Origin of the sequence: Bacillus sp. F2HM (assembly GCF_019266135.1) — a bacterium.
Lineage (GTDB): Bacteria > Bacillota > Bacilli > Bacillales > Bacillaceae > Bacillus > Bacillus safensis.
The window spans coordinates 64,136-86,721 of record NZ_LRMO01000024.1; the positions used below are offsets into that span (position 1 = coordinate 64,136).

Consider the following 22,586-nt stretch of genomic DNA (forward strand, 5'->3'; position numbering starts at 1 on the left):
GAGGAAGAATGACTGATGGAAAAGAACATACGATATTCTATTGTAGTCCCAGTCTATAATGAAGAACTTGTGATTCATGATTCCTATCAGCGACTGAAAACAGTCATGGATTCGACGGGAGAAGCATACGAGCTTCTCTTCGTCAATGACGGTAGTATGGATCGAACAGCTGAACTAATTAAAGGGTATTCCCAAAACGATCCGAAGGTAAGACTCATTGATTTCTCACGTAACTTCGGACACCAAATTGCAATTACAGCTGGGATGGATTATGCAAAGGGAGAAGCTGTCATCGTGATAGATGCAGACCTACAAGATCCGCCTGAATTGATATTAGAGATGATCGCAAAATGGAAAGAAGGCTATGAAGTCGTATACGCCGTGCGCACCAAACGAAAAGGCGAAACTTTTTTCAAAAAGCAAACCGCTTCCCTTTTCTATCGCGTTTTACGTCAGATCACCGAAGTAGATATCCCAATCGACACCGGTGACTTCAGGTTAATGGATCGTAGAGTGTGCCATGAAATGAGAAAAATACGAGAAAAAAATCCATTTGTTCGCGGCCTAGTCAGCTGGGTAGGTTTTAAACAAATTGCAGTAGAGTACGTTCGAGATGAACGTCTAGCAGGAGAAACAAAATACCCGCTCAAAAAGATGCTTAAGCTCTCGATGGATGGAATCACTTCCTTTTCCTATAAACCTTTGAAGCTAGCGAGTATAGCAGGAATTGCCCTTTCCGCTATCGGATTCATTTCAATGTTTCTTGTACTTTACTTAAAGCTTTTTACAAACAGCACCATTACAGGATGGAGTTCATTAATTGTCATACAGCTGTTCTTTAGCGGCATTATCCTCTTTATGCTGGGAATGATCGGGGAATACATCGGCCGAATCTACGACGAGGCAAAAGATCGACCTCTTTACATCGTAAGAGAGAGTTACGGGCTTCAGTCAAAGCCACATCCTGTTCAACCCCCTGTTCATTTCAAGCAATACAAACAGCATTAAAAAAGCGTGTGAGACCTCTTTAAAGGTCCCGCACGCTTTTTGTATTAAGCAGGTGTTTCAAACCGCTTTCTGTTAATGAAGAAAGAAAGAGTAATAATCAGATAAATGCCCATTGTGACCATTGTTTGGACAATTGGAGTTGTTGACACAACGCCGATGAAAATGGCAATGATCGCAATCACAGAAAACCATGTTGTAAAAGGATACAGCTTCACGCGATATCCTCCTGGTTCTGCTACACTTCGAGATTTTAAATGCCCGACAGCAATAATAAACCAGATGAATAAGACCGTATAGCTTAAAGATCCCATTAAATAATTAAAGGTTTGACTTCCTACAAAAAGAGAAATCAATACAGCGGCATACAATGTAGATGTACACACTAGGATTGCTCTAACAGGCACCTGCTGTTTTGATAGCTTTGAGAAGCCCTTCCATACACGTCCATCCATCGCTTGCGTATAAAGTACCCTTGAGGATGCGTACAGTCCAGAGTTCATAGAAGACAAGATCGCTAGTAAAATGATACCGTTCATGATATCACTTGCGTATGGCACGCCAATTGTTGCAAACACGGTGACGAATGGACTCACTTGCTCATTGTTTACTTGATTCCAAGGAATCAAGCTGACGATGATGAAAAACGGCAGTACATAGAAACCGATGATTCGTACAAATGTACTTTGAATGGCCTTTGGGATGACTTTTTCAGGGTTTTTTGTTTCTGCTAATGTGACCCCAATCATTTCCGTCCCTCCATATGAATACACCACAACAAGCATGGCCGCAATTAAGCCGCCCGTTCCATTCGGGAAAAATCCTCCGTGGCCGGTTAAGTTGGATAATCCCGGTGCTGCATGCTGACCAAATGAGACAAAAAGCATGGTTAACCCAATGATAATAAATAAAATAATGACAGCAATTTTAATAGAAGCTAACCAGTACTCCGTCTCAGCAAACATTTTAACAGAACAAACATTGATCAATGTCACAACAAGCGAAATGATTAACACAAGTATCCAAATCGGCACCTGTGGGAACCAGTACTGAATAAAGATCGCAGATACGATCGCTTCTGCTGCAATGTTCAGCACCCACATTTTCCAATATATCCAATCTAAGAAATAAGCTGGATATTTACCTAACACAGGTTCAATTAAATCACGAAACGTTCTTGCGCCAGGTCGTGCAACCGTCATTTCGGCAAGTCCTTGCATAATAAATAATAAAATAAGACCACCAATCATATATGCCAAAATGACAGCAGGACCTGCGATATCAATAGCAGAGCTGCTTCCTTTAAACAGACCAGCACCAATTGCACCGCCAAGTGCGAGCATCATAATATGCCTTGACGTCATTGTTCGTTTTAACTGCACATGTTCCTTTTCCATTTTCTATAGCTCCTTTAAATTTGAATCTTCAGACAAATATAAGATAAAAGCATATAAAAAGGCCAGTCATCTCATTGAAGAGACGACTGACCTTGCAACCGCGTTACCACTCTAATTGATTCAGCCATTGCTGAATCCAACTTAAAACCCATTAACGGAGGTCACACGTAAAGACTTACTATTCATTCAGTCTTACCGCTCTTTGAGCGAGTTCAATGATTCGTTTTACTGCGTTGCACCAACCCGCAGCTCTCTTAAAAAACGGATGTTCATCTACTATTCTCAAGTCAAAGCGTTTATAGTCAATTTGTATATTCATCAAAGATTTTATTTTTTAAATATACTGACTAACCACGCAATTGTCAACATCCTTTTTCAGACATTCTCTTTTAACGAATCCAAACAGCTACTTCATCCATCGGACGGCGCGTTTTGCCACGCTTCGGCTCGATCACACGATAACCAAAGGCTGCCATGACAGAAATATCATACTGACCATCTTCAAGAAGCCCTTCTTCATCTAAAATGCGATGAATCTCATCGTAGCTGAATCCCTCGACTGGGCATGAATCAATGCCAATTTGTGCAGCGGCTGTCATCATGTTTCCAAGGGCAATATACGTTTGTTTTGAAGCCCAATCAAAGAGCGTACGTTCATTTTCTAACAAATGAAGATCATTCTCTTGGAATTCTTGGTAGCGTCCCTTCACCATCTCGAACGTTTCGTCTGTCATTCCTTTGATTTGCTTGTTGATGTATTCTGCATATGCTGAATCATAACGGGCGTCTGTTCTTGCCAAGATGATCACAAAATGGCTGGCAGTCGGAAGCTGCTTTTGCGCTCCCCATGTATATTCTTTTAATTTTTCTCTCAATGCTTCATTTTGAACAACGAGGAACTTCCAAGGCTCAAACCCTACAGAGCTTGGGGAAAGTCTTCCTGTTTCTAAAATAAACGCAAAATCATCCTCTGATATTTTTTTCGCTGGATCAAACTCTTTTGTTGCATGGCGGAACTCATACGCCTCAATGATTTCTTTTTTTAATTGTTCTTTGTTTCGCATTGTATTCATCCTTTCTATTAACCAATTAGGGTGTGTGTTTCGTCAATCCAATTTCTTTCCATTCCCATATAGAAATTGTTATGATAAGAAAACAAACAGCCCGAATGTGTGATGTGATATCTATATGGTATAAGAAAAGCTTCGAGCGATTCAAGTACGCACATTTTTGTTCGTTAGTTACCATCTTGTTCGTATATCACCAAATTTGCCTTAGAAAGGAGTCTTAAGATGAGTGCACCATCCAATCCAGTCAGTATTGTCAATCATGGCTGTCCCGTTTCAGTGACGACAAGTGTCATCGGAGGGAAATGGAAAGGAGTGATCCTTTATCATTTGACCTGCGGACCAAAACGCTACAATGAATTGCGCCGGCTACTGCCAAGAATTTCTCAGCGTGTCCTCACACTGCAATTGCGTGAGCTTGAACAAGACGGCGTTGTTCATAGAGAAGTCTATGAGGAGGTCCCCCCTCGTGTCGAATATTCACTCACTTCTCTCGGAAATACATTAAAGCCTATCATCTTCGCCATGCGTGAATGGGGCGAATCCTATGGGAAAGAAGCGCGCCCAAAAGAAAAAAGCTGCCATCTCTAGCAGCTTTTTTTTAAGATGAAATTGCCGTTGGCTCTTGCTGTGGATCATCCTTCACAAACAGGATGCCAAGCTGATGATGCTCCCCTTCGTAAGAAGCACGTTTCTCAAATCTTGTCTGACCATTTAAGCCAATGATCTCGAGCTTTGTCAATGCACGATTGGTTTGAAGGGCTTCATAAAATTCCGAAACGGTTTTGACCTCAATTCCATTCACTTTTGTAATGACTTCTCCGATCTCAAGCTTTAAATCAGCCGCTGGTGTATTTGGAATAATCCCCAAGACCATCAGCCCTTGATTACGCTTAGAGAAGTAGAACGGGGCCGCATTGTCATTGACCCTCTGCTTCCATGAGAGAAAGGCTCTTCCTATCACCGCAATCAATACAGCTCCCCAAGCAATCGGTTCAAACCAAATACTTGCAGCACCTAATAAGGCGACAGCGAGTCCGAGCATGAGAATACGACGTGCCGTAATTTGAATACTAACAATTGGCAGTGAGCCTTGAATTCTCTGACCGAATCCGATGATATATGGAATCAAAATAAATGAAAAGCTTTGATCATGCACTTGAAGTACCGGCCACCATGGCAGAGAAGAAGTGAATTCACCTGCCGGCATCAGCAAAACAAGCGGTAAAAGCCACAGACGGTTTGCCCGCTGCTGACCAATTAAAAGTCCTCTCGCACTCATCACCATAGCAGGCGATGTACGTAAATGCGCCGTTCGATAGGCTAGAATCCCCTCGGTCATTAATAAAAGTCCTAGCAGAATGACAACGGCTGATGCATTCATCATTGAGAGCTGCGGCAGCCAAGAATGACTCACTTGGAAATGCATCAGTCCAAGTGCCGCAATAAAACTGAAACCGAGTGTGTATGCAGACGAAAGCGCACTCGCCTTAAAGAATAAAGAGAAAACGATGGTCATCGCTGCAATCAGCACGATGAATCCAGGAGGGAGGGCAATCCCTAAGCCTACTGAAATGACGGATAGGCATATCCCTAGAATCCATCCCTTTGAATATGTAAATTTAAGTTCATCGTATACATCTTCTATTCTTGTTTGAAACGCTTTTCTCTCCCGCTTTACGCGGATGTAGCCATGCAATAGGCTGATTAATATCATGAAATAAAAAAGAGGATGGATTAAAAACAGACCGACCGCTTTTAATCCGGCTCCCATCCACTCCGAGCTCATTATCGTTCACCGCCCAAGTCAAGCATTTTCTCTTATTCTATCAAATAAATCGATGCTTGACATCAGGTTTATTTCTCCTGATTCATCCAAAGTGTGACATTCGACAGTGAAAAATCTTTTAAGTAGTGATTGACATCTACATCTAGTATGCCGCCGAGCAGCTGCATCGACCTCTTGATGTCGGTTAAGTTTATACCAAGTCTCTTATGATTATCCATTAAATAATTGAAGTATATCTCAGCACAGTCTTCATCGATTTCGTCGACTGATTCTACCGTTGTGTAATTGACCAAGTACCTGCTTAACAGCATGAGCAGACTTAATGCCTTTGTAGCGGAAAACGTCACATCTTTCGAACGACTCTTAAGTTCCTCTACCAACTCGTAATATTTTTTCTCTCTCACAATACTTGCCCTTTTCAATTGTGTACCCCCATTTACTAGTTCTTTTAAGAAAAGCGCAAACCTCGGTACAGCTTAATGCTCAAGCTGAATATCCGCAAAAAATAAAATATTTAAAATGAGTGCTACTTTTTATTGTAAGAATTATTTATGTAACATACAACTTTCAAAAGTTTCATTTTCATGACATGTTTAAATCAACAGAAAGTCTCTTATATACATATGTTATCGGGTAAAATCGAAGGAATGTTATGTTTTTTGTAAAATAAATGAATATATTTCTCGATATAATTTATTTTTAATCATAAATTATTACATGTTCATGACACTTATGAACCAAAAAAAAGAGGCTATTATTCGCCTCTTTATTTTTTAAGATATAGTGCTTTTAGTGCAGTCTGTAATTGAAGGTCATTTTTTTCGTATGATTTCACTTCATCCACCATTTTGTTCATCATTTCCGCTGTTTTCAAATCAATGACACCTGATTTATCGAGATTGTATGTGCTTTGGAAGGCAAGTACGGCCTTTTTCGTTTCTTCATCAAAGTATCCATCTACTCTGCCAGGGTCAAATGACAATCCCTTTAACAGCGTCTGGGCTTGTCTCACTTCCTCATTGTTCATATCAAGCTGAAGCGGTTCTTTTAGCTGAAGCGGACCTGCGGTAAAGTAATCCGGCTGATGAATCGCAATTGTCGGTACGACGCCTTTTTTGTGAATCCAATTGCCTTTTGGCGTGAGCCATTTATACAGCGTTAATTTAATATTACTTCCATCTCCCATCGGAACCGCCTGCTGCACAGTTCCTTTTCCAAAGGAGACATCACCGACGACTTCATATTTTCCAGCTTCTTTCATGGCTCCAGCAAGTATTTCCGAAGCGGAAGCACTGCCTTTATCAATTAAGACATTGACTGGGTAAGGCTTTTGTTCTTTCAGTTTTGAAAAATATCGTTTCCGGTCGCCATTCCGTTCTGCGATTTGAATATAGGGCTGATCCTTCGTAATAAAATGCTTCAAAATATCTTCCACACTTTGCAGATAGCCGCCAGGGTTTCCTCTCACATCCAGTACAAGGCCTTCTATGCCCTTTTTCTCGAGCTGTTTCAGGCTTGACGTGAAATCCTTCGCCGTATCTTCAGAGAAGCTGGAGATCGCAATATAGCCTGTTTTATGCCCATTGACCTCTTTTACAGAAGAAGTCACTGTTTCAAGCGGGATTTCCTCTCGTTTGATATGGAACGTTAGCTCTTTTTCAATCCCATTTCGTTTGATTGTTAAGGCGACAGACGTTCCTTTTTTCCCTCTTATTTTCAGCACAGCATCGTTTAAGCTTTTTTCTTTCATCGGTTCACCGTCAATGCTGATGACTTCATCTTTCGGCTTTAGACCCGCTTTTGCCGCAGGGGATTTTTTAAAGGCGGAGACGATAATGATTTTTCCTTCATCCATCCCCACTTCTGCCCCAATTCCCTCAAAGGAAGAATCAAGCGAATCAGAAAATTGCTTTGCGGTTTGCTTGTCCATGTATACTGAATATGGATCGTTTAACGTTGAAAGCATTCCTTGGATCGCGCCTTCAAGCAGCTTTTGACGATCCACTTCCTCTACATATTCATTCGAAATAAGGTCATAGGCTTTCTCGATCTTTTCCATCCCATTCTCTTTCGCCTTATCACTTGATTGAGCTTGTCCAGCCATTGCAGCAGCTGCTTGCGGTGACTCCGCATGAGTTCCCTCTTTATGCGTCATCACACCTGCACTTATTAAGAGAACGACACTTGCCATAATAGATGCGATTTGTTTTTTCATATTTGGCCTCCTTCTTCAACTCTTCCTGATGACCTGAGTTATTATATGCCAGAAGAAGGGATTTCATGTAAAGACATTCTCCCGTGAAGGCTTGACGAATCATTTTATTAGGTGTAATTTTTATTTTGTTATGATTGAGAAGGAGTCTTCGCTATGTATATTATCTTGACGATGCTTTTATTAGGAATTTTATTAGGTTTTGTAGGAGCAGGCGGGGCGGGATTTGTCATCGCATTGCTTACATTAATTTTTGATATCCCTATCCATACAGCACTCGGGACGTCATTAGCCGCTATGGCATTTACGACACTATCAGGTGCATACAGCCACTACCGGGAAGGAAACATTCAGCTGAAATCTGGTTTGATTGTCGGGGCTCTGGCTTGTATCGCTTCTTTTGCTGGGGCTAAGGTCGCTCCTTTTATTCCAGAAGAGAGTCTGCACTATTTAACAGCAGGGATGCTTTTTTTATCCGCTGTTTTTATGATGATCAAACTATTTGTTCTTAATGAAGAGGCTGAGCAGCAGCCGCTTTCTTCACGTCAGCTGATGACAAGAGGCATTATTTTAGGCCTTGTGTCTGGAATGCTGTCAGGCATGTTTGGTATCGGGTCTGCACCATTTATTCAAGTAGGACTTTTGATTTTACTGAAGCTGTCGATAAGGCAAGCCGTTGGCACGACAATGCTTGTCATTATTCCGATTTCCATCGGCGGTGGAATTGGATATATTTCAGAGGGCTATGTTGATTTTATCTTGCTGATCCAAATATTAATTGGAACCGTCTTAGGCGCATTTATCGGCGCGAAATTCACACGCCTTGCACCGAAGCTCTTATTGAAATCAGCTGTTCTGTTAACACCTATTATTGCCGGATTACTGCTATTATTTTAATTCTATCTAGACCAAAAAAGCCGATAACGACATGTTATCGGCTTTTTGATTAGCGGATATATTGCGCTGGATTGACTGCATTTGATTTCGCGCCATTCCATAATCCTTTATGAATTTCAAAATGAAGATGCTGACCATGTGATTGGCCGGTATTTCCCATATAGCCAAGGAATTGTCCTTGTTCAACTCTCTGTCCTGTTGACACACTTCTTGTAGACAGGTGAGCGTATACAGTTTGATATGTCTGTCCATTGATATTGTGCGTAATGAACACAACATTTCCGTAACTCGATGAGTAGCTTGAGTTTGTAACGGTTCCAGATGCTGCTGCATAGACAGGAACTGTGCCTTTTGCTGCAATATCTAATCCGAAGTGGTTTCCGCCAGAACGTCCGCCAAAGCCAGATGAGAAACGCCCTGCAGCTGGTTTAATAAAGCCTGAGCTGCTTGCTGGTGTATCAGATACTTGATCTGAGCCGCCGCTACGAGGTGCAGGTTCATTTTTTTCAGCTGCTTGTTTTGCTTTCGCCGCTTCTTCCTTTTGACGGTGTGCTTCCTCAGACTTCACAGCCGCTTTTTGGTTCGCAAGAATTTCTTGTTCATTCTCAAGCTTGCCTAGTTCATCATGTGCATGATTTTTTTTATCTGTCACATCACCTAAAATATGTTCTTTTTCTTTATGCTTCTTAGATAAATCTTTTTTCAGTGCCTCTAGCTCTTTCAGAGATGTTTCAAGTCCACTTAGCTGATTATTTAGCTCTGCTTCTTTTTGCTCCACCAGCTTTAAATCATTTTCATGTTCTGTAATCATGTCTTTGTCGGCTTCGACAATCGTTGTGACAGCCCCAACACGACCGACAAAATCACTAAAGCTGCGAGCACCTAGCAGCACATCTAAATAGTTGATCGTACCGCCGCTTTTTTGCATAGAACGAATTCGGTCTTTGAAAATGGCTTTTCTTTTTTCAATTCGCTCATTGATAACTTGAATGTCTTTTTTTAGCTTCTTGATCTCTTGCTTCGTTTTTTTAACTTCTTTCTCTTTTTCAGCGACTTTTTCAGTTGCAGTACTTACCTTTTGGTCAATTTGTTCAATTTCTTTCTTGAGCTTTGATTCTTTCTTTTCAAGCTTTGCCAGCTCTGACTTTTTCTTCTTCAAGTTTGATTCAGTCTTCGATGTTTTCTCTTCGATTTGTTGACGTTTTTGATCTAGGTCTTCGTATGCGAATGCACGATTCTCGTTCCCTGGAATGTATAGCCACGTTGTTCCAATAAACGCTGCCATTCCAGCCATCATCAGCTTTCTTTTCAAAACGATATTCCCCTCCCATGACAACTGTCGACATGAAGAGCCGACCGGATGAATCGGATCAACCGGTCACATCTTCTATAGAAACCTCGAATGCTGCCATCAAAATATATTTATACTTTTAAGAATTTACGGATAGACGTTAAGCTTCCCCATACCCCAATGATTGCACCGATCACTAGCAGGATCAGTGATACTTGATAGACAAACGGGTTGTATGGAAGCATTGAAATAAATGAGCCTTGTACTCTCGGTGCGACCCAGCCCACTGCATATTGATACGTGCCGAGCAATAGAGCAATAGGTATAATGGAACCAAATACACCAAGCAATAATCCTTCAATGAAGAATGGCCAGCGGATAAACCAGTTCGTTGCACCTACCAGCTTCATAATCTCAATTTCTTTACGTCTAGCAAAGATCGTAATTTTGATCGTATTGGAGATTAAGAACATAGCTGTAAATAACAGCCCAATAATGAGCACAATGCCGACATTACGCGCTACTCCGACTACATTAAAGAGTCGGCTGACCTCTTCTTTCCCATAGGTTACTTTATATGTACCCTTTAGGTTTTCTAATTTCTTCGCTACTTTTGGTGTATCGTGAGGATCTGTTGTTTTCACAATGAACGCATCGTTTAATGGATTTTCTTGATCAACAAGTCCCATGGATTGTCCATTTTCTCCAAAGCTTTTAATCAGAGCTTTCAGTTCGTCATCCTTAGATGAGTACTTCACGTTACTGATTTCAGGAATCTTTTCAATTTCTGCTTTTAATTCATCCTGCTGCTTTTGATTCGCCGTTAATTCGATTAATACTTTTACTTCTACTTCTTTTTCAGCGTTGGATGCCATGTTATTCAAGTTGAGCATAATCACAAGGAAAACCCCAACTAAAATCAATGTGACAGTAACCGCACTAATTGATGCAAAAGTCATCCACGTGTTTCTTCCTAGTGAACGGAAGCTCTCACGTAAATGCCGCGAGAGAGTTTTAATCATAAATTCCGTACTCCCCTCTTGCTTCGTCACGCACAATCATTCCATCTTCGATTGCGATGACGCGTTTCTTCATGGTGTTTACAATTTCTTTGTTGTGTGTCGCCATAACCACTGTTGTTCCGCGGTTATTAATCTCTTCGAGCGTCTTCATGATTTCCCATGAAGTGTCTGGATCAAGGTTTCCTGTCGGCTCATCTGCAATGACGACCTCAGGGCTATTGACGATCGACCGAGCGATAGATACACGCTGCTGTTCACCGCCGGACAGCTGGTCAGGAAATTGGCGCGCTCTGTGCTTTAGCTGGACCAGATCGAGAACATCAAGCACTTTTTTCTTAATGATATGAGGCTGTTCACCAATCACTTCAAGAGCAAATGCAACGTTCTCAAACACAGTAAGAGTTGGAAGTAGCTTGAAATCTTGGAATACTACGCCAATTTCTCTTCTTACGTAAGGAATTTCTTTTTCCTTCATTGAACCTAAATCTTTGTTATTAATTAAGATTTGCCCTTTGGTTGGCTTCTCTTCACGATACATCATTTTGATGAAAGTGGATTTACCAGCACCACTGGGGCCAACAACATACACAAACTCTCCTGGATGGATAGAGACATTGATTCCATTGATCGCCTTTACGCCATTAGGATAGATCTTGTAGACTTCCTTCATTTGAATCATGTAATCACCTAATCTTTTCTTATTCGCTGACTAACAGCTTATCATGATGTTTTGACACTTCTCGTCAAAAAACGTTATGTATGGTTACGCACATACCCTTCGATACTTACTAGCAATTTATGTCCTTTTCATCCAAAAAGATGAAAAAATTGAATCGTCTCATTTTCAACAACTCCAATTATACGTCATGAATCGACGCAATGGTATTACATTTATATTTCAAAACTTATAAATAAAAGGTAAATAGAACAACCAAAACTGAGAAACGTGCCTTTATACCCTTATTTTTTTAAATGAAATTTAATATAATACGTTTTCATACTATCCAAAAGTCTTTTTCTACATATAAAAAAACAAAAAAACCTTGTCGATTAGACAAAGGTTTTATTTTTTCTCTGCAAGCCATTTTGCTACTTCTTTTGCTTGCTTCTCATCTACCATTCCGCTTGGCATAGAGCCTTTACCGTTTTGCGCAATATCTGCGATTTGGCTTTCATTATATTTCTTCCCTACTTCTTTCAGGCTTGGTCCGCCTCCGCCAGATAGGTCTTTCCCATGACAGCCAATACAGTTTTGCTGATAGATCTCCTCACCACTGCTCACAGATGAAGCACTTTTGCTGCCTTCTTTGTCGCTGCTGCTTGAATTTCCTCCACAAGCCGCGAGAACAAGAAGCATCGCTGCAAATAGCATCGTTAATCCGCTTTTTTTCATCTATTTCCCTCCCTTACAATCATTTGGTCAACGCTATTATATCCTTGTTTATGCCCTTTTAAAACCCTCACCAAGCACCTCTTTTGCATCCATCACGATGACAAATGCTGATGCATCGATTGCTTTCACCACTTGTTTCAACTTTGTGAATTGTGACTGCCCAACGACACACATCAAAATTGGGCGGTCATGATCGGTATATCCTCCGACTGCTGAGATCTTCGTCACACCACGGTCAATTTGATCAAAAACCGCCTGTCTGACTTCATCTTCATGCCCTGTAATGATCATTGCCATTTTTGAATGACTGAAGCCAGCCTGTACCACATCAATCGTTTTACTAGAAATAAACACACCAATGACCGCGTACAGCCCCTCTTCAATTCCAAAGACCGTCATCGCAGCCAGAACAATCAAGCCATCCATCATTGCTAAACAGGTGCCTAGCGTGAGTCCTGTGTACTTATTGATGATTTTGGCAGCGAGTGCCGTTCCACCCGTTGATCCATTACCAAGGAACACGAGCCCTATTCCGATCCCAATGACCACTCCGCCAAAAATAGCCGCTAGCAGTGCTTCATGTGTGACAGGTGCAATATGTCTTGTGACAAACACCATGAAAGGTAAAAAAATCGAGCCAACGAGTGTTTTCACTCCAAATGTACCGCCTAATAAATAAAAGCCAGCGATAAACAATGGAATATTGAGCCCCCATTGCACATAAGCCGCTTCAAAGCCGAATGACTGCATGATGGTACTAATGCCGCTCACACCGCCTGCTGCGATCTGATTCGGCAATAATAACGTATTAAATCCAATCGCCACGATGGCTGATCCGATTAAAATGAACAAATAGTTTTTCACTTCGATCCAAAATTGTGAATGTCCCTGCTTCATGTCTTTCTTCCTCCGTTACTTCTGAATGCACACCTATTTTAAGCCCTCTTAAAACGATTGTAAATAACAGCCAAATGCAGTGCTAATGGATTAATACTTTATCACACAGACGGATCAGCGCACTTGCCGGTTGGCATAGAAGTAAATGATGGTATATTTAATATGTACATGAGAAAGAAGGGGCATGCGATGAAGAAAATACTGAAGATAACAGGTATGACATTACTTGCACTGATCATCTTAGCTTTTGGTGCTTTCTATACATGGAGCCGCTTTACATATGGACCATCAGAAGCATTAAAAAAACAAGTGAACATGGAGCAAGTGGAACATAAAAACAATGTTTATACATTTGAAGCATCAAAAAGTGATACTGGCATCATTCTCTATCCTGGGGCAAAGGTGGAACCACTTGCGTATGCCTATATCGGGGATACGCTGATGAAAAAAGGCTACTCTGTTTTTATCCCTGACATGCCATTTTCCTTTGCGATTTTCAATCCAAACAAAGCGCAGGACATCATCAAAGGTCACCAAACGATCAAACACTGGTATATTGGCGGGCATTCACTTGGCGGGGCAGCTGCCTCAATGTTTGCAGAAAAAAATCAGAGCAAGCTCGATGGACTCTTTTTCCTAGCATCTTATCCAGCATCAGATGACCTGAAACAATCTTCATTGAAAGTCCTTTCTATTTCAGGTGAAAAGGATGGGCTGGCAACACAAGAGAAAATCAAGAAATCGAAAGCAAATCTGCCGTCTCAAACCGTTTATCATGAAATAAAAGGCGGGAATCATGCGCAGTTTGGCATGTATGGCAAACAAAAAGGGGATCAGCCAGCGGACATTCCAGCCCTGTCGCAGCAAAATGATCTCATCCAGACAATGCTTGATTGGCTGAAGCCAGCAAAAAAGCTCCCGTAATGGGAGCTTTTCATTATTATTTTTTTGTCACTTCTAAAAATTCTTCAGCATCTGCTACAGCCAAACGAATGGCTTCTTCCCAAAATGCTTTTTGGGTAAGGTCAACGCCTAGATGCTTTTTAGCTAAATCTTCTACTGTCATTGAAGCAGTATCTTTTAATAAAGCAATGTATTTCTCTTCAAACGATGTACCAGCCTGCAATGCTTTTGCGTAAATTCCTAATGAGAACATATATCCAAAGGTGTATGGGAAATTATAAAATGGAACATTCGTGATATGGAAATGCAGCTTAGACGCCCAGAAATGCGGATGGTATTCATCTAATGAGTCACCGAACGCTTCCTTCTGCGCTTCAACCATCAATTCATTCAACCGATCAGCCGGCACTTCTCCTTGTTTACGCTCTTCATAAAAGCGCTGTTCAAATAAGAAACGAGATTGAATGTTCATGAAGAATGCTACACTGCGCTGCAGCTTATCCTCTAACAGGCTGAGACGCTCCTCTTCATTTGCCGCTTCTTTTAATGAAGCATCAGCAACAATCATTTCTGCGAATGTCGACGCTGTTTCAGCTACATTCATTGCGTATTTGCGATTCAGAATGCGAACATCCTGCATCACTTCCTGATGGAACGAATGACCAAGCTCATGTGCTAGTGTCGCCACATTGGATGGACTTCCTGAGAAGGTCATAAAAATACGTGATTCTCCGCTGTCAGGGAAATTTGTACAAAAGCCGCCTACCCGTTTGTTTGGACGGTCCTCAGCTTCTACCCAGCGTTCATTAAAGGCTTTTTCTGTAAAAGCAGCGAGCTCTTCTCCAAATCCAGCGAAATGTTTCACAATAAAAGCAGCTGCTTCTTGATAAGGATAGATTTTGGTCTCACTGCCGATAGGAGCCCCAACATCGAACCAGCTCAGCTTATCCACTCCAAGCATATCAGCTTTACGGTGTAAATAATCAATGAATGGCTGCTTATGTTCATCAATCACAGACCACATCGTATCAAGGGTTTCTTGTTTCATACGGCAAATTTCAAGCGGCTCTTTTAAAATGTGATCCCAGCCTCTTGCTTCATACACTTGCAAACGAAAACCAGCAAGGTGATTGAGCGTACTAGCAAATAAATGTTCATCCTGCGTCCATGCATGCTCTAGGTTGTGGTAAACGGCCTTTCTGACTTCACGATCTGAATCATCCATAGCATTTTCTGCTTGGCCTACAGAGATCATCTGCGTTTCTCCATGCTGTTCAAACGGAATGGTAATTTTATTCACTAAGCTGGAATAAAGCTCATCCCACGCATGGTACCCATCTACAGCCAGCTTTTGAATCAGCGTTTCTTGTTCAACAGGTAATTGATCCTTCACACGGTCTCTTCGCTCATTTAATATGTAGCGGACATCTGAAAAGGCTGCTGAATTCATCAATTCTTCCCACTTGTTTGCAGGGATAGCAGCAAGCGCTTGATCAAACAGTGCAAGGATGGTTCCTAAATCAGCTTCCAGCTTGGCAATCGTACCTCGAAGGCTGCCTGCTTTCATATCCTTCGTATTTTGAGCTTGGAGGCAGGATACAAATGAACCTGCTTGAGATAGTTTTTTATATGTAGTTTCATACGTGTCAAGGACAGACGTTAATTTGCTTTCAATGTGTGTATCTTCTTTTGAAAAGGCACCCACCTTTTGTCGTAATTCATCTAGTAGCTGCTGAATGTTTTGCAGGTATGTCTTAAATTCTGGTGAAGAACTGCCTCCTTTAAAAAAGGCATCTAAATCCCACGTTTCTTGCAATGGTGTTAATCCCAAAATATTTCCCCCTTTATTTGCTAATTTCATCATACAAAGGATATAGAATCAGTATGTCGTATGTATTCCTTTATATTCATTATATTTTCTCACAATTAAAAAAACCCGGCAAGAAGCCGAGTTTTTATGATAATTTCGAACGTAGGTACGCATCTATAAATGAATCTAAATCTCCATCCATCACCGCTTGAACATTTCCCATCTCCGTATTGGTTCGATGGTCTTTCACAAGAGAATAAGGGTGGAATACATAAGAGCGGATCTGGCTTCCCCAGCCAATTTCTTTCTGCTCTCCTCTGATTTCATCCAATTCTGCCTGCTGTTCTTCGATCCGTTTTTGATAAAGTTTCGATTTCAGCATTTTCATCGCACGTTCTCTGTTTTTAATTTGTGATCTTTCTGTTTGGCACGTCACGACGACATTCGTTGGAATATGTGTGATACGAACGGCAGAGTCCGTCGTATTGACGTGCTGCCCGCCAGCTCCGCTTGCACGATACGTATCTACCTTGATATCCTCTGTCCGAATATCAATATCAATTTCTTCATTGAATTCCGGCATGACATCACAGGAAACGAAGGATGTATGTCTGCGGCCAGAAGAATCAAAAGGAGAAATACGAACCAAACGATGGACACCTTTTTCAGCTTTTAAGTAACCGTACGCGTTATGCCCTTTGATGAGCAAAGTCACAGACTTAATCCCTGCCTCATCACCTGGAAGGTAATCAAGCGTTTCGACCTTAAAGCCTCTGCGCTCTGCCCAGCGAGTGTACATTCGCAGAAGCATAGAACCCCAGTCCTGTGATTCAGTACCGCCTGCACCTGGGTGAAGCTCAAGAATGGCATTGTTTTTATCATAAGGTTCGCTTAAAAGAAGCTGCAGCTCAAATTCGTTAAACTGCTTCGTTAAGTTCTTCAGCTCTTTTTCAAGCTCTGCATGAAGCTCCTCGTCATAATCTTCCTTTAATAAGTCATGCGTCATTTGCAGCTCTTCATGCGATTCACTGAGCTCATGATAGGAATTCACAGAATCCTTCAGTGCATTGGCTTCATTGATAACGCCTTGAGCCTTTTGCTGATCATTCCAAAAATCAGCCTCTGACATCGTCGCTTCAAGCTCTGCGATTTTGGCCTCTTTTGTTTCTAAGTCAAAGAGACCCCCTAAAATCAGCTAGCCTGCTAGCCATATTTTCAAGCTCTTGTCTAATTTCTACTAATTCCATATCCTTCACCTCATAGATGTATGGGGGCTGACATGAATAGAAAGAGGTTTTCACCTCTTTCCATTACTTATTCTGTCTTCCCATGACAATTTTTATATTTCTTGCCGCTTCCGCAGTGACATGGGGAGTTTCGTCCAATGTCTACGACTTTACGTACCGGCTTCTTCTTCACTGTCTTCTCCTCATCGCCCTCTTGCGGCTGATGAGCCGTTGTTTGACCTTGAACCACTTCTTCACGTTCTAGGTTGTTTTGGATTTCTGATTTCAAGACATACTTGGCCACATCATCTTCAATTGAAGCCACCATATGCTCAAACATCGTAAATCCTTCCATTTGGTATTCACGAAGCGGATTCGTTTGTGCATACGCACGTAAATGAATACCTTGACGCAGCTGATCCATTGCATCGATATGGTCCATCCACTTTGAATCCACCGCACGAAGAACGATGACTTTTTCAAATTCACGCATTTGTTCTTCGCCAAATGTTTCTTCTTTTGCATCGTATTTTTCTTTAATCCGATCCATGATGAAGCTTGTGATTTCATCTGCTTCTTTACCGAAGATATCTTTGACCGTAATGGCACCTTCGTCTAAATAGTTCGTGTTGATTAATTCAACAAGACCATCTAGTTTCCATTCTTCAGGCAGCTCTTCTTTTGGCGTATAAGATCCCACAGCACGCTCAATTGAAGATTGGATCATATTGATGACAATTGATTTTAAGTTGTCAGAATCGATGACTTCAAAACGCTGTTTGTAGATTACTTCACGCTGTTGACGAAGCACATCGTCGTATTGCAGAAGCTGCTTACGGGAATCAAAGTTGTTCCCCTCTACACGTTTTTGAGATGATTCAACGGCTTTAGACACCATTTTACTTTGGATTGGTGTAGAGTCATCCATGCCAAAGCGGTCAAGCATCGCCATCGTCCGCTCTGCACCAAATCGGCGCATCAATTCATCTTCCATGGAAAGATAGAATTGGGTAATCCCTGGGTCTCCTTGACGTCCAGAACGTCCGCGAAGCTGGTTATCAATACGGCGGGATTCATGACGCTCTGTCCCGATAACAGCCAGACCTCCAAGTTCTTTTACACCTTCGCCAAGCTTGATGTCTGTACCACGTCCTGCCATGTTTGTTGCAATGGTCACAGCACCTTTTTGACCAGCCTCTTCAATAATTTGTGCTTCACGCTCATGGTTTTTTGCGTTTAACACTTGATGAGGAATGCCTTTATTTTTAAGCAGCTTAGAAATAAGCTCAGATGTCTCAACTGCTACTGTTCCGACAAGAACTGGCTGCCCTGTCATATAGCGCTGCGCAACATCCTCAGCCACTGCTTTAAATTTACCATCCATTGTGCGGTAAATTAAATCAGGTCTGTCATCACGAACCACTGGTTGGTTGGTCGGGATTGACACAACCTGCATGTTGTAAATGTTACGGAATTCTTCTTCTTCCGTTTTTGCTGTACCAGTCATACCAGATAATTTTTCATACATACGGAAGTAGTTCTGGAACGTAATTGTTGCTAGTGTCATGCTTTCGTTCTGTACTTCAAGACCTTCTTTTGCCTCGATGGCTTGATGCAGACCTTCACTATAACGGCGTCCTTTCATTAAACGTCCTGTGAAGGAGTCAACGATGACTACTTGGCCTTCTTCTACCACATAATCCACGTCTTTTTGCATCGCAACATGTGCCTTCAGCGCCTGAGCGATGTGATGGTTCAGCGCGACATGTTTGACATCAAACAGGTTCTCAATGCCGAATGCTTTTTCCGCCTTCGTCATTCCGCTTTCAGTCAGCTGCACACTTTTTGTTTTAATATCATACGTGAAATCATCTTCGATTTTTAATGTGCGGACAAATGCATTGGCTTGTACATAAAGCTTTGTTGATTTCGCAGCTTGTCCTGAAATAATAAGAGGTGTTCTCGCTTCATCAATTAAAATGGAGTCAACCTCATCGATCACGGCATAATGAAGCGGTCTCTGAACCATTTGCTCTTTGTACAGCACCATGTTATCTCGTAAATAGTCAAAGCCGAGTTCATTGTTTGTTGAATACGTGATATCAGCGGCGTACGCTTCTCTTTTTTCATCTTTGTCTAAGCTGTTTAAGTTTAAGCCGACTGTTAAACCAAGAAACTCAAAAATTTTGCCCATTTCCTGCGCATCACGGCTTGCCAAATATTCGTTGACTGTCACGATGTGGACGCCTTTTCCAGAAAGAGCATTTAAATAAACAGGCATTGTTGATGTCAATGTTTTACCTTCACCTGTTTTCATTTCAGCGATGTTACCTTCGTGAAGCGCGATGCCCCCCATGAGCTGTACCTTAAATGGGAACATTCCTGTTACGCGGCGGGATGCCTCGCGAACCGTTGCAAATGCTTCAACCAGCAGGTCATCCACAGATTGTCCTTTTTCAAGTTTTTCTTTAAATTCAATCGTTTTATTTCGTAAAGCCTCGTCAGATAATTTTTCAAAATTTTGAGCGAGAGCTTCGATTTCATTTGCCTTTTTTTCATATCGGCTGATCGTACGTTTCGTAGGATCAAACACTTTGTTTAAGATTCCAAGCATATAATAACGCTCCTCTATTTCATGCAATTTTTCGGCATGTCCAAAAGTTTGACAGGTCCATATTTACCTGCATTTATCATACCATACCTTCTTTCATTTCCAAAGAATTTGCCATAATTTCGCACAAAAAACCCGCCCCTTATGAAGGGAACGGGTTTACTTTATTTAGGTTGTTTTTAAATCAGCATCAACTGATATTTAAGCGTTTGGCTCAATGAGTCCATATTTACCGTCATTTCGGCGATAAACCACATTGGTCAAATTTGTCTCAGCATTTGTGAAAACGAAGAAACTATGACCTAACATGTTCATTTGGAGAATGGCCTCTTCACTATCCATCGGCTTTAAGTTGAAACGTTTTTGTCTGACGATTTCTGTTTCATCAATCTCTTCGTCATCTTGAACTGCTACTTCAGCCGTACCATTTCCTCCAGCAAATAAGTGCTTTTTGGCACCTTGCTCGCGGAATTTACGGTTTACTTTTGTTTTGTGCTTTCTAATTTGACGTTCTAATTTACTGGCTGCTAGGTCTACTGCATTGTACATATCCTCATTATGCACCTCAGCTCGAAGTGCTAGATCAGTCATTGGAATGGTAACCTCAACTTTAGATTCTTGATCGTTGTAAAACTTCAAGTTCACGTTGACTGAAGCATCTACATCTGTCTCAAAATAACGCTCCAGCTTTCCAATTTTTTTCTCGACATGATCTCTTAGTGCAGGTGTTACGTCGATGTTTTCTCCTCTGACATTGTAATTCATGTAAAGAACGCCTCCTTTAAAATTAAGGATATGTAAACCTATTTCTACTTTTCCCTCCTTTTCTCCTGCTCAAACGTAAAAAAAATGTGAATATTTATTGAAATTTGTCGAATTTTGCGGTGCTTCAACTGTTGCTTGATAGGTGATGAATATATATTCGGCTGATTCTTGAAAAAGACCAGCGCACATTAAATGGTAAAAGATGAAATCGATGTTTTCAACGATTGAGATAAGGATTTTAAATCCTCCGCAGCGGCTTTCATCTCTTCATTGGCCGCTAATGATTCTTCAACAGCAGCAGACATGTACTCTGTTTCTTCTGAGTTTCGTTTCGCACCTTCTTCAATGACACCAACCGTTTGAGAAATTTCCTCTGTACTAGCAGAAATTTGTTCTGCAGTGGCTGACAGCTCTTCTGCTTTCATTGAAATATCACGAATAGATTCCAAGATTTCATGAAAGCTCTGTTCAGATAATTGTGATACTTTTACACCCTCTGCTACATCACGCTCGACCTTCGTCATCGATTGTGATGACTTTTCTGTATCTTTGTTCACGTTCTCGAGTAATTGGCTAATTTGATCTGTCAGCTGACTAGATTCTTCTGCCAGCTTCCTCACTTCATCGGCTACAACTGCAAAACCTCTTCCATGTTCTCCTGCCCTTGCTGCTTCTATGGCTGCGTTTAAAGCAAGTAAATTCGTCTGGTCAGCAATGGCATGGATATGACCTAACAGATCTTGAATGCCTGTAAACTGCGCTTGTACATTGGCCATTGTGGAATGGTGTTCATTCACAGACTCTTTAATAGAACTCATTTGTTTCACAAATTGTTGAATAAGGGCGGCACCCTCTTCAGCCTTTTCAGTCACTGAAATTGAGTGACCCGAAACATCGGACGTGTGTACAGCTGCATTTTGCATGCCAGTCGACACTTCCTGAATAGCGGATGCCACTTTTCCGACCGCATCTGATTGTTCACGTGAAGCTTCACTGACCTGTTCAATCGAGCTAGATGTCTGCTCACTAGCCGATATCGTTTGACTGATGGTTTCCTCAAATTGAGCAGCAGAATCAGCAAGCTGTCTTGATCCGCTTTGCACCTGCAAAATAAGCTGACGCAAATGAGCCGTCATTTGGTTAAAGGCTGTGCCGAGTTGACCAATCTCATTTTTAGAGGTCACTTCAATCTCTTCAAGGGTTAGATCACCATCTGCCATCCTTTTTGCGGCATTTGTGACAGAAACAATTGGTTTTGTCATGCGATGAACAAATCTGATCCCAATCACCAAAAGGCCAACAATAATCGCTGCACTGACCAAAATGAGTGTAAGCAATAATTGATTACTATCTTGATTGAGCTGATTGATTTTTTGATCACGTTGTTTTAGCTGATTTTGAGCGAACTCTTTTGTAAAGGTATGTATTTCTTGTTCGATAGGTTGTAATTCTTGACTGAGGCGGGTGTTGAATTCTTTTTGATTTTGCATATTTAATGAATTAAATAATCGATTTGTTGAGGTGTAGTAGAGATAATTTTTTTCTGAGATTTGATCTAATAGATTTTTTGCTTGTTTGACCGTACTCATTTTCGAAGCTTCTGCTGTTTTCTTATGAATATCTTCATATGTTTGCTCAATTTTCTGCAAATTTTCAGCATCTTGCACGACGACATATGTTTTAATCTGTGCTTCCTGCTTTTGAAGAAGCGCTTCTAATTCCAGCGAGGTCTGATAAAGCTTCACTTCCTTGCTTAATAGCGCTTTATAGGATTGATCTGTTTTGTAATAGAGAAAGCTTGAGAACCCTAACATACTGACAAACAAGACACATATGACAATAAGCCCAAATAAAAATTGATTTTTTAGTCTCATAATTTCCTCCGAATGGTCTGAATTGGACAAAAATTAATGAATGACATACGGCCTCATACAGGCATGTATTTCATCCATCCACTTTCTATATTCAGGTATAAAGTATGTTTTCAGGAATGATTGGAAGTGATTTGAAGGGAATGTATAGAAAGCTAGTATATCAAAACTTAAAAATATTTGATCAAACGAACGAATCGTTTTGGCAAAGTGTTCATTTTCAATAATTGAAAGCAGAAGAGGATGTGTTGTGTCTAAATGAAAGAAGGCATGGATCAGATCATTAAAGATCCGATCCCCTTCTGTTTTGTCAAAATCCTTCTCAATTTCATCTAAATAGTTTAGACTCTCTTCTATCGTGTATAGAAGTTCATAATATGTGGTTAATAAAATATAGTCATTTGAACGATACGCCACAGGTCTCACCTAT

At 41.1% G+C, this 22,586-nt stretch carries 20 protein-coding genes and 1 other annotated feature; of the genes, 4 read left to right on the forward strand and 16 right to left on the reverse strand.

Translation table 11 applies throughout. The annotated features are described in order from the left end of the window. The first annotated feature begins 15 nt into the window (after nucleotides 1-15). On the forward strand, nucleotides 16-1,008 hold the full coding sequence (locus tag AWT60_RS15195; RefSeq protein WP_218677426.1) for a glycosyltransferase family 2 protein: 993 nt from the start codon (nucleotides 16-18) through the stop codon (nucleotides 1,006-1,008). 44 nt (nucleotides 1,009-1,052) lie between these two features. Here AWT60_RS15195 and AWT60_RS15200 read toward each other — a convergent pair whose 3' ends face one another. Together AWT60_RS15200 and AWT60_RS15205 are read right to left on the reverse strand one after the other, a co-directional pair. Then, nucleotides 1,053-2,402 carry an amino acid permease gene (locus AWT60_RS15200; protein ID WP_041088073.1) on the reverse strand — a complete coding sequence of 450 codons (1,350 nt, stop codon included), beginning with the start codon at nucleotides 2,400-2,402 and terminating at the stop codon, nucleotides 1,053-1,055. Between the two features lie 75 nt (nucleotides 2,403-2,477). Continuing rightward, nucleotides 2,478-2,702 (reverse strand) — a binding site (T-box leader). Nucleotides 2,703-2,791: 89 nt separating this feature from the next. Further along, nucleotides 2,792-3,466: an NAD(P)H-dependent oxidoreductase gene (locus tag AWT60_RS15205; protein WP_041088071.1), complete on the reverse strand. Its 675-nt coding sequence runs from the start codon at nucleotides 3,464-3,466 to the stop codon at nucleotides 2,792-2,794. A 228-nt stretch (nucleotides 3,467-3,694) separates the two neighbouring features. Here AWT60_RS15205 and AWT60_RS15210 point away from each other — a divergent pair, with 228 nt between their 5' ends. Beyond that, the gene (locus tag AWT60_RS15210; protein WP_024423595.1) at nucleotides 3,695-4,060 is read left to right on the forward strand and encodes a winged helix-turn-helix transcriptional regulator; all 366 of its coding nucleotides are present in this window, start codon (nucleotides 3,695-3,697) and stop codon (nucleotides 4,058-4,060) included. A 10-nt stretch (nucleotides 4,061-4,070) separates the two neighbouring features. Here the strand turns inward: AWT60_RS15210 and AWT60_RS15215 are convergent, their stop codons facing one another. The 3 genes from AWT60_RS15215 to ctpB all read right to left on the reverse strand — a co-directional run bounded on the left by AWT60_RS15215 (nucleotide 4,071) and on the right by ctpB (nucleotide 7,473). After that, on the reverse strand, nucleotides 4,071-5,258 hold the full coding sequence (locus AWT60_RS15215) for a PDZ domain-containing protein (RefSeq protein ID WP_024426241.1): 1,188 nt from the start codon (nucleotides 5,256-5,258) through the stop codon (nucleotides 4,071-4,073). A 68-nt stretch (nucleotides 5,259-5,326) separates the two neighbouring features. Continuing rightward, the gene (locus AWT60_RS15220; RefSeq protein ID WP_003212923.1) at nucleotides 5,327-5,680 is read right to left on the reverse strand and encodes a swarming motility protein SwrAA; all 354 of its coding nucleotides are present in this window, start codon (nucleotides 5,678-5,680) and stop codon (nucleotides 5,327-5,329) included. Between the two features lie 344 nt (nucleotides 5,681-6,024). Continuing rightward, nucleotides 6,025-7,473 carry a carboxy-terminal processing protease CtpB gene (ctpB, locus tag AWT60_RS15225; protein ID WP_039181746.1) on the reverse strand — a complete coding sequence of 483 codons (1,449 nt, stop codon included), beginning with the start codon at nucleotides 7,471-7,473 and terminating at the stop codon, nucleotides 6,025-6,027. 153 nt (nucleotides 7,474-7,626) lie between these two features. Here ctpB and AWT60_RS15230 point away from each other — a divergent pair, with 153 nt between their 5' ends. Then, nucleotides 7,627-8,367, forward strand: a complete 741-nt coding sequence (locus AWT60_RS15230; protein WP_024423598.1) for a sulfite exporter TauE/SafE family protein — start codon at nucleotides 7,627-7,629, stop codon at nucleotides 8,365-8,367. 49 nt (nucleotides 8,368-8,416) lie between these two features. Here AWT60_RS15230 and AWT60_RS15235 read toward each other — a convergent pair whose 3' ends face one another. The 5 genes from AWT60_RS15235 to AWT60_RS15255 all read right to left on the reverse strand — a co-directional run bounded on the left by AWT60_RS15235 (nucleotide 8,417) and on the right by AWT60_RS15255 (nucleotide 12,970). Next, the gene (locus AWT60_RS15235) at nucleotides 8,417-9,679 is read right to left on the reverse strand and encodes a murein hydrolase activator EnvC family protein (protein WP_075611989.1); all 1,263 of its coding nucleotides are present in this window, start codon (nucleotides 9,677-9,679) and stop codon (nucleotides 8,417-8,419) included. A gap of 110 nt (nucleotides 9,680-9,789) precedes the next feature. Beyond that, nucleotides 9,790-10,680 carry a permease-like cell division protein FtsX gene (gene ftsX / locus AWT60_RS15240; RefSeq protein ID WP_039181755.1) on the reverse strand — a complete coding sequence of 297 codons (891 nt, stop codon included), beginning with the start codon at nucleotides 10,678-10,680 and terminating at the stop codon, nucleotides 9,790-9,792. Beyond that, entirely contained in the window at nucleotides 10,673-11,359 is a 687-nt protein-coding gene (ftsE, locus tag AWT60_RS15245) for a cell division ATP-binding protein FtsE (RefSeq protein ID WP_024423601.1), read from the reverse strand. Before ftsE ends, ftsX begins: the two co-directional genes overlap by 8 nt. Before the next feature lie 384 nt (nucleotides 11,360-11,743). Next, nucleotides 11,744-12,073, reverse strand: a complete 330-nt coding sequence (gene cccB / locus AWT60_RS15250) for a cytochrome c551 (protein ID WP_024423602.1) — start codon at nucleotides 12,071-12,073, stop codon at nucleotides 11,744-11,746. Nucleotides 12,074-12,121: 48 nt separating this feature from the next. Further along, nucleotides 12,122-12,970: a YitT family protein gene (locus tag AWT60_RS15255; protein WP_024426245.1), complete on the reverse strand. Its 849-nt coding sequence runs from the start codon at nucleotides 12,968-12,970 to the stop codon at nucleotides 12,122-12,124. Between the two features lie 189 nt (nucleotides 12,971-13,159). On the opposite strand from AWT60_RS15255, the gene AWT60_RS15260 reads away from it, so the two are divergent. Further along, complete coding sequence (locus AWT60_RS15260) at nucleotides 13,160-13,894, forward strand: alpha/beta family hydrolase (protein ID WP_076840147.1); 735 nt, start codon at nucleotides 13,160-13,162, stop codon at nucleotides 13,892-13,894. A gap of 16 nt (nucleotides 13,895-13,910) precedes the next feature. Here AWT60_RS15260 and AWT60_RS15265 read toward each other — a convergent pair whose 3' ends face one another. The 6 genes from AWT60_RS15265 to AWT60_RS15290 all read right to left on the reverse strand — a co-directional run bounded on the left by AWT60_RS15265 (nucleotide 13,911) and on the right by AWT60_RS15290 (nucleotide 22,573). Next, nucleotides 13,911-15,704 carry a M3 family oligoendopeptidase gene (locus tag AWT60_RS15265; protein WP_041107995.1) on the reverse strand — a complete coding sequence of 598 codons (1,794 nt, stop codon included), beginning with the start codon at nucleotides 15,702-15,704 and terminating at the stop codon, nucleotides 13,911-13,913. Between the two features lie 124 nt (nucleotides 15,705-15,828). Beyond that, nucleotides 15,829-16,930 (reverse strand): peptide chain release factor 2 gene (prfB, locus tag AWT60_RS15270; protein WP_098677688.1). Its coding sequence is split into 2 segments (ribosomal slippage): nucleotides 15,829-16,857 and nucleotides 16,859-16,930, totalling 1,101 coding nucleotides; the frame shifts between segments, so codons are not numbered across the junction. 67 nt (nucleotides 16,931-16,997) lie between these two features. Then, nucleotides 16,998-19,523, reverse strand: a complete 2,526-nt coding sequence (gene secA / locus AWT60_RS15275) for a preprotein translocase subunit SecA (protein WP_076840150.1) — start codon at nucleotides 19,521-19,523, stop codon at nucleotides 16,998-17,000. Between the two features lie 198 nt (nucleotides 19,524-19,721). After that, on the reverse strand, nucleotides 19,722-20,285 hold the full coding sequence (hpf, locus tag AWT60_RS15280; protein ID WP_024423608.1) for a ribosome hibernation-promoting factor, HPF/YfiA family: 564 nt from the start codon (nucleotides 20,283-20,285) through the stop codon (nucleotides 19,722-19,724). 188 nt (nucleotides 20,286-20,473) lie between these two features. Continuing rightward, nucleotides 20,474-22,159 carry a methyl-accepting chemotaxis protein gene (locus tag AWT60_RS15285; RefSeq protein WP_076840152.1) on the reverse strand — a complete coding sequence of 562 codons (1,686 nt, stop codon included), beginning with the start codon at nucleotides 22,157-22,159 and terminating at the stop codon, nucleotides 20,474-20,476. A 33-nt stretch (nucleotides 22,160-22,192) separates the two neighbouring features. Further along, entirely contained in the window at nucleotides 22,193-22,573 is a 381-nt protein-coding gene (locus AWT60_RS15290; RefSeq protein WP_024426250.1) for a DUF8042 domain-containing protein, read from the reverse strand. Between the last annotated feature and the right edge of the window lie 13 nt (nucleotides 22,574-22,586).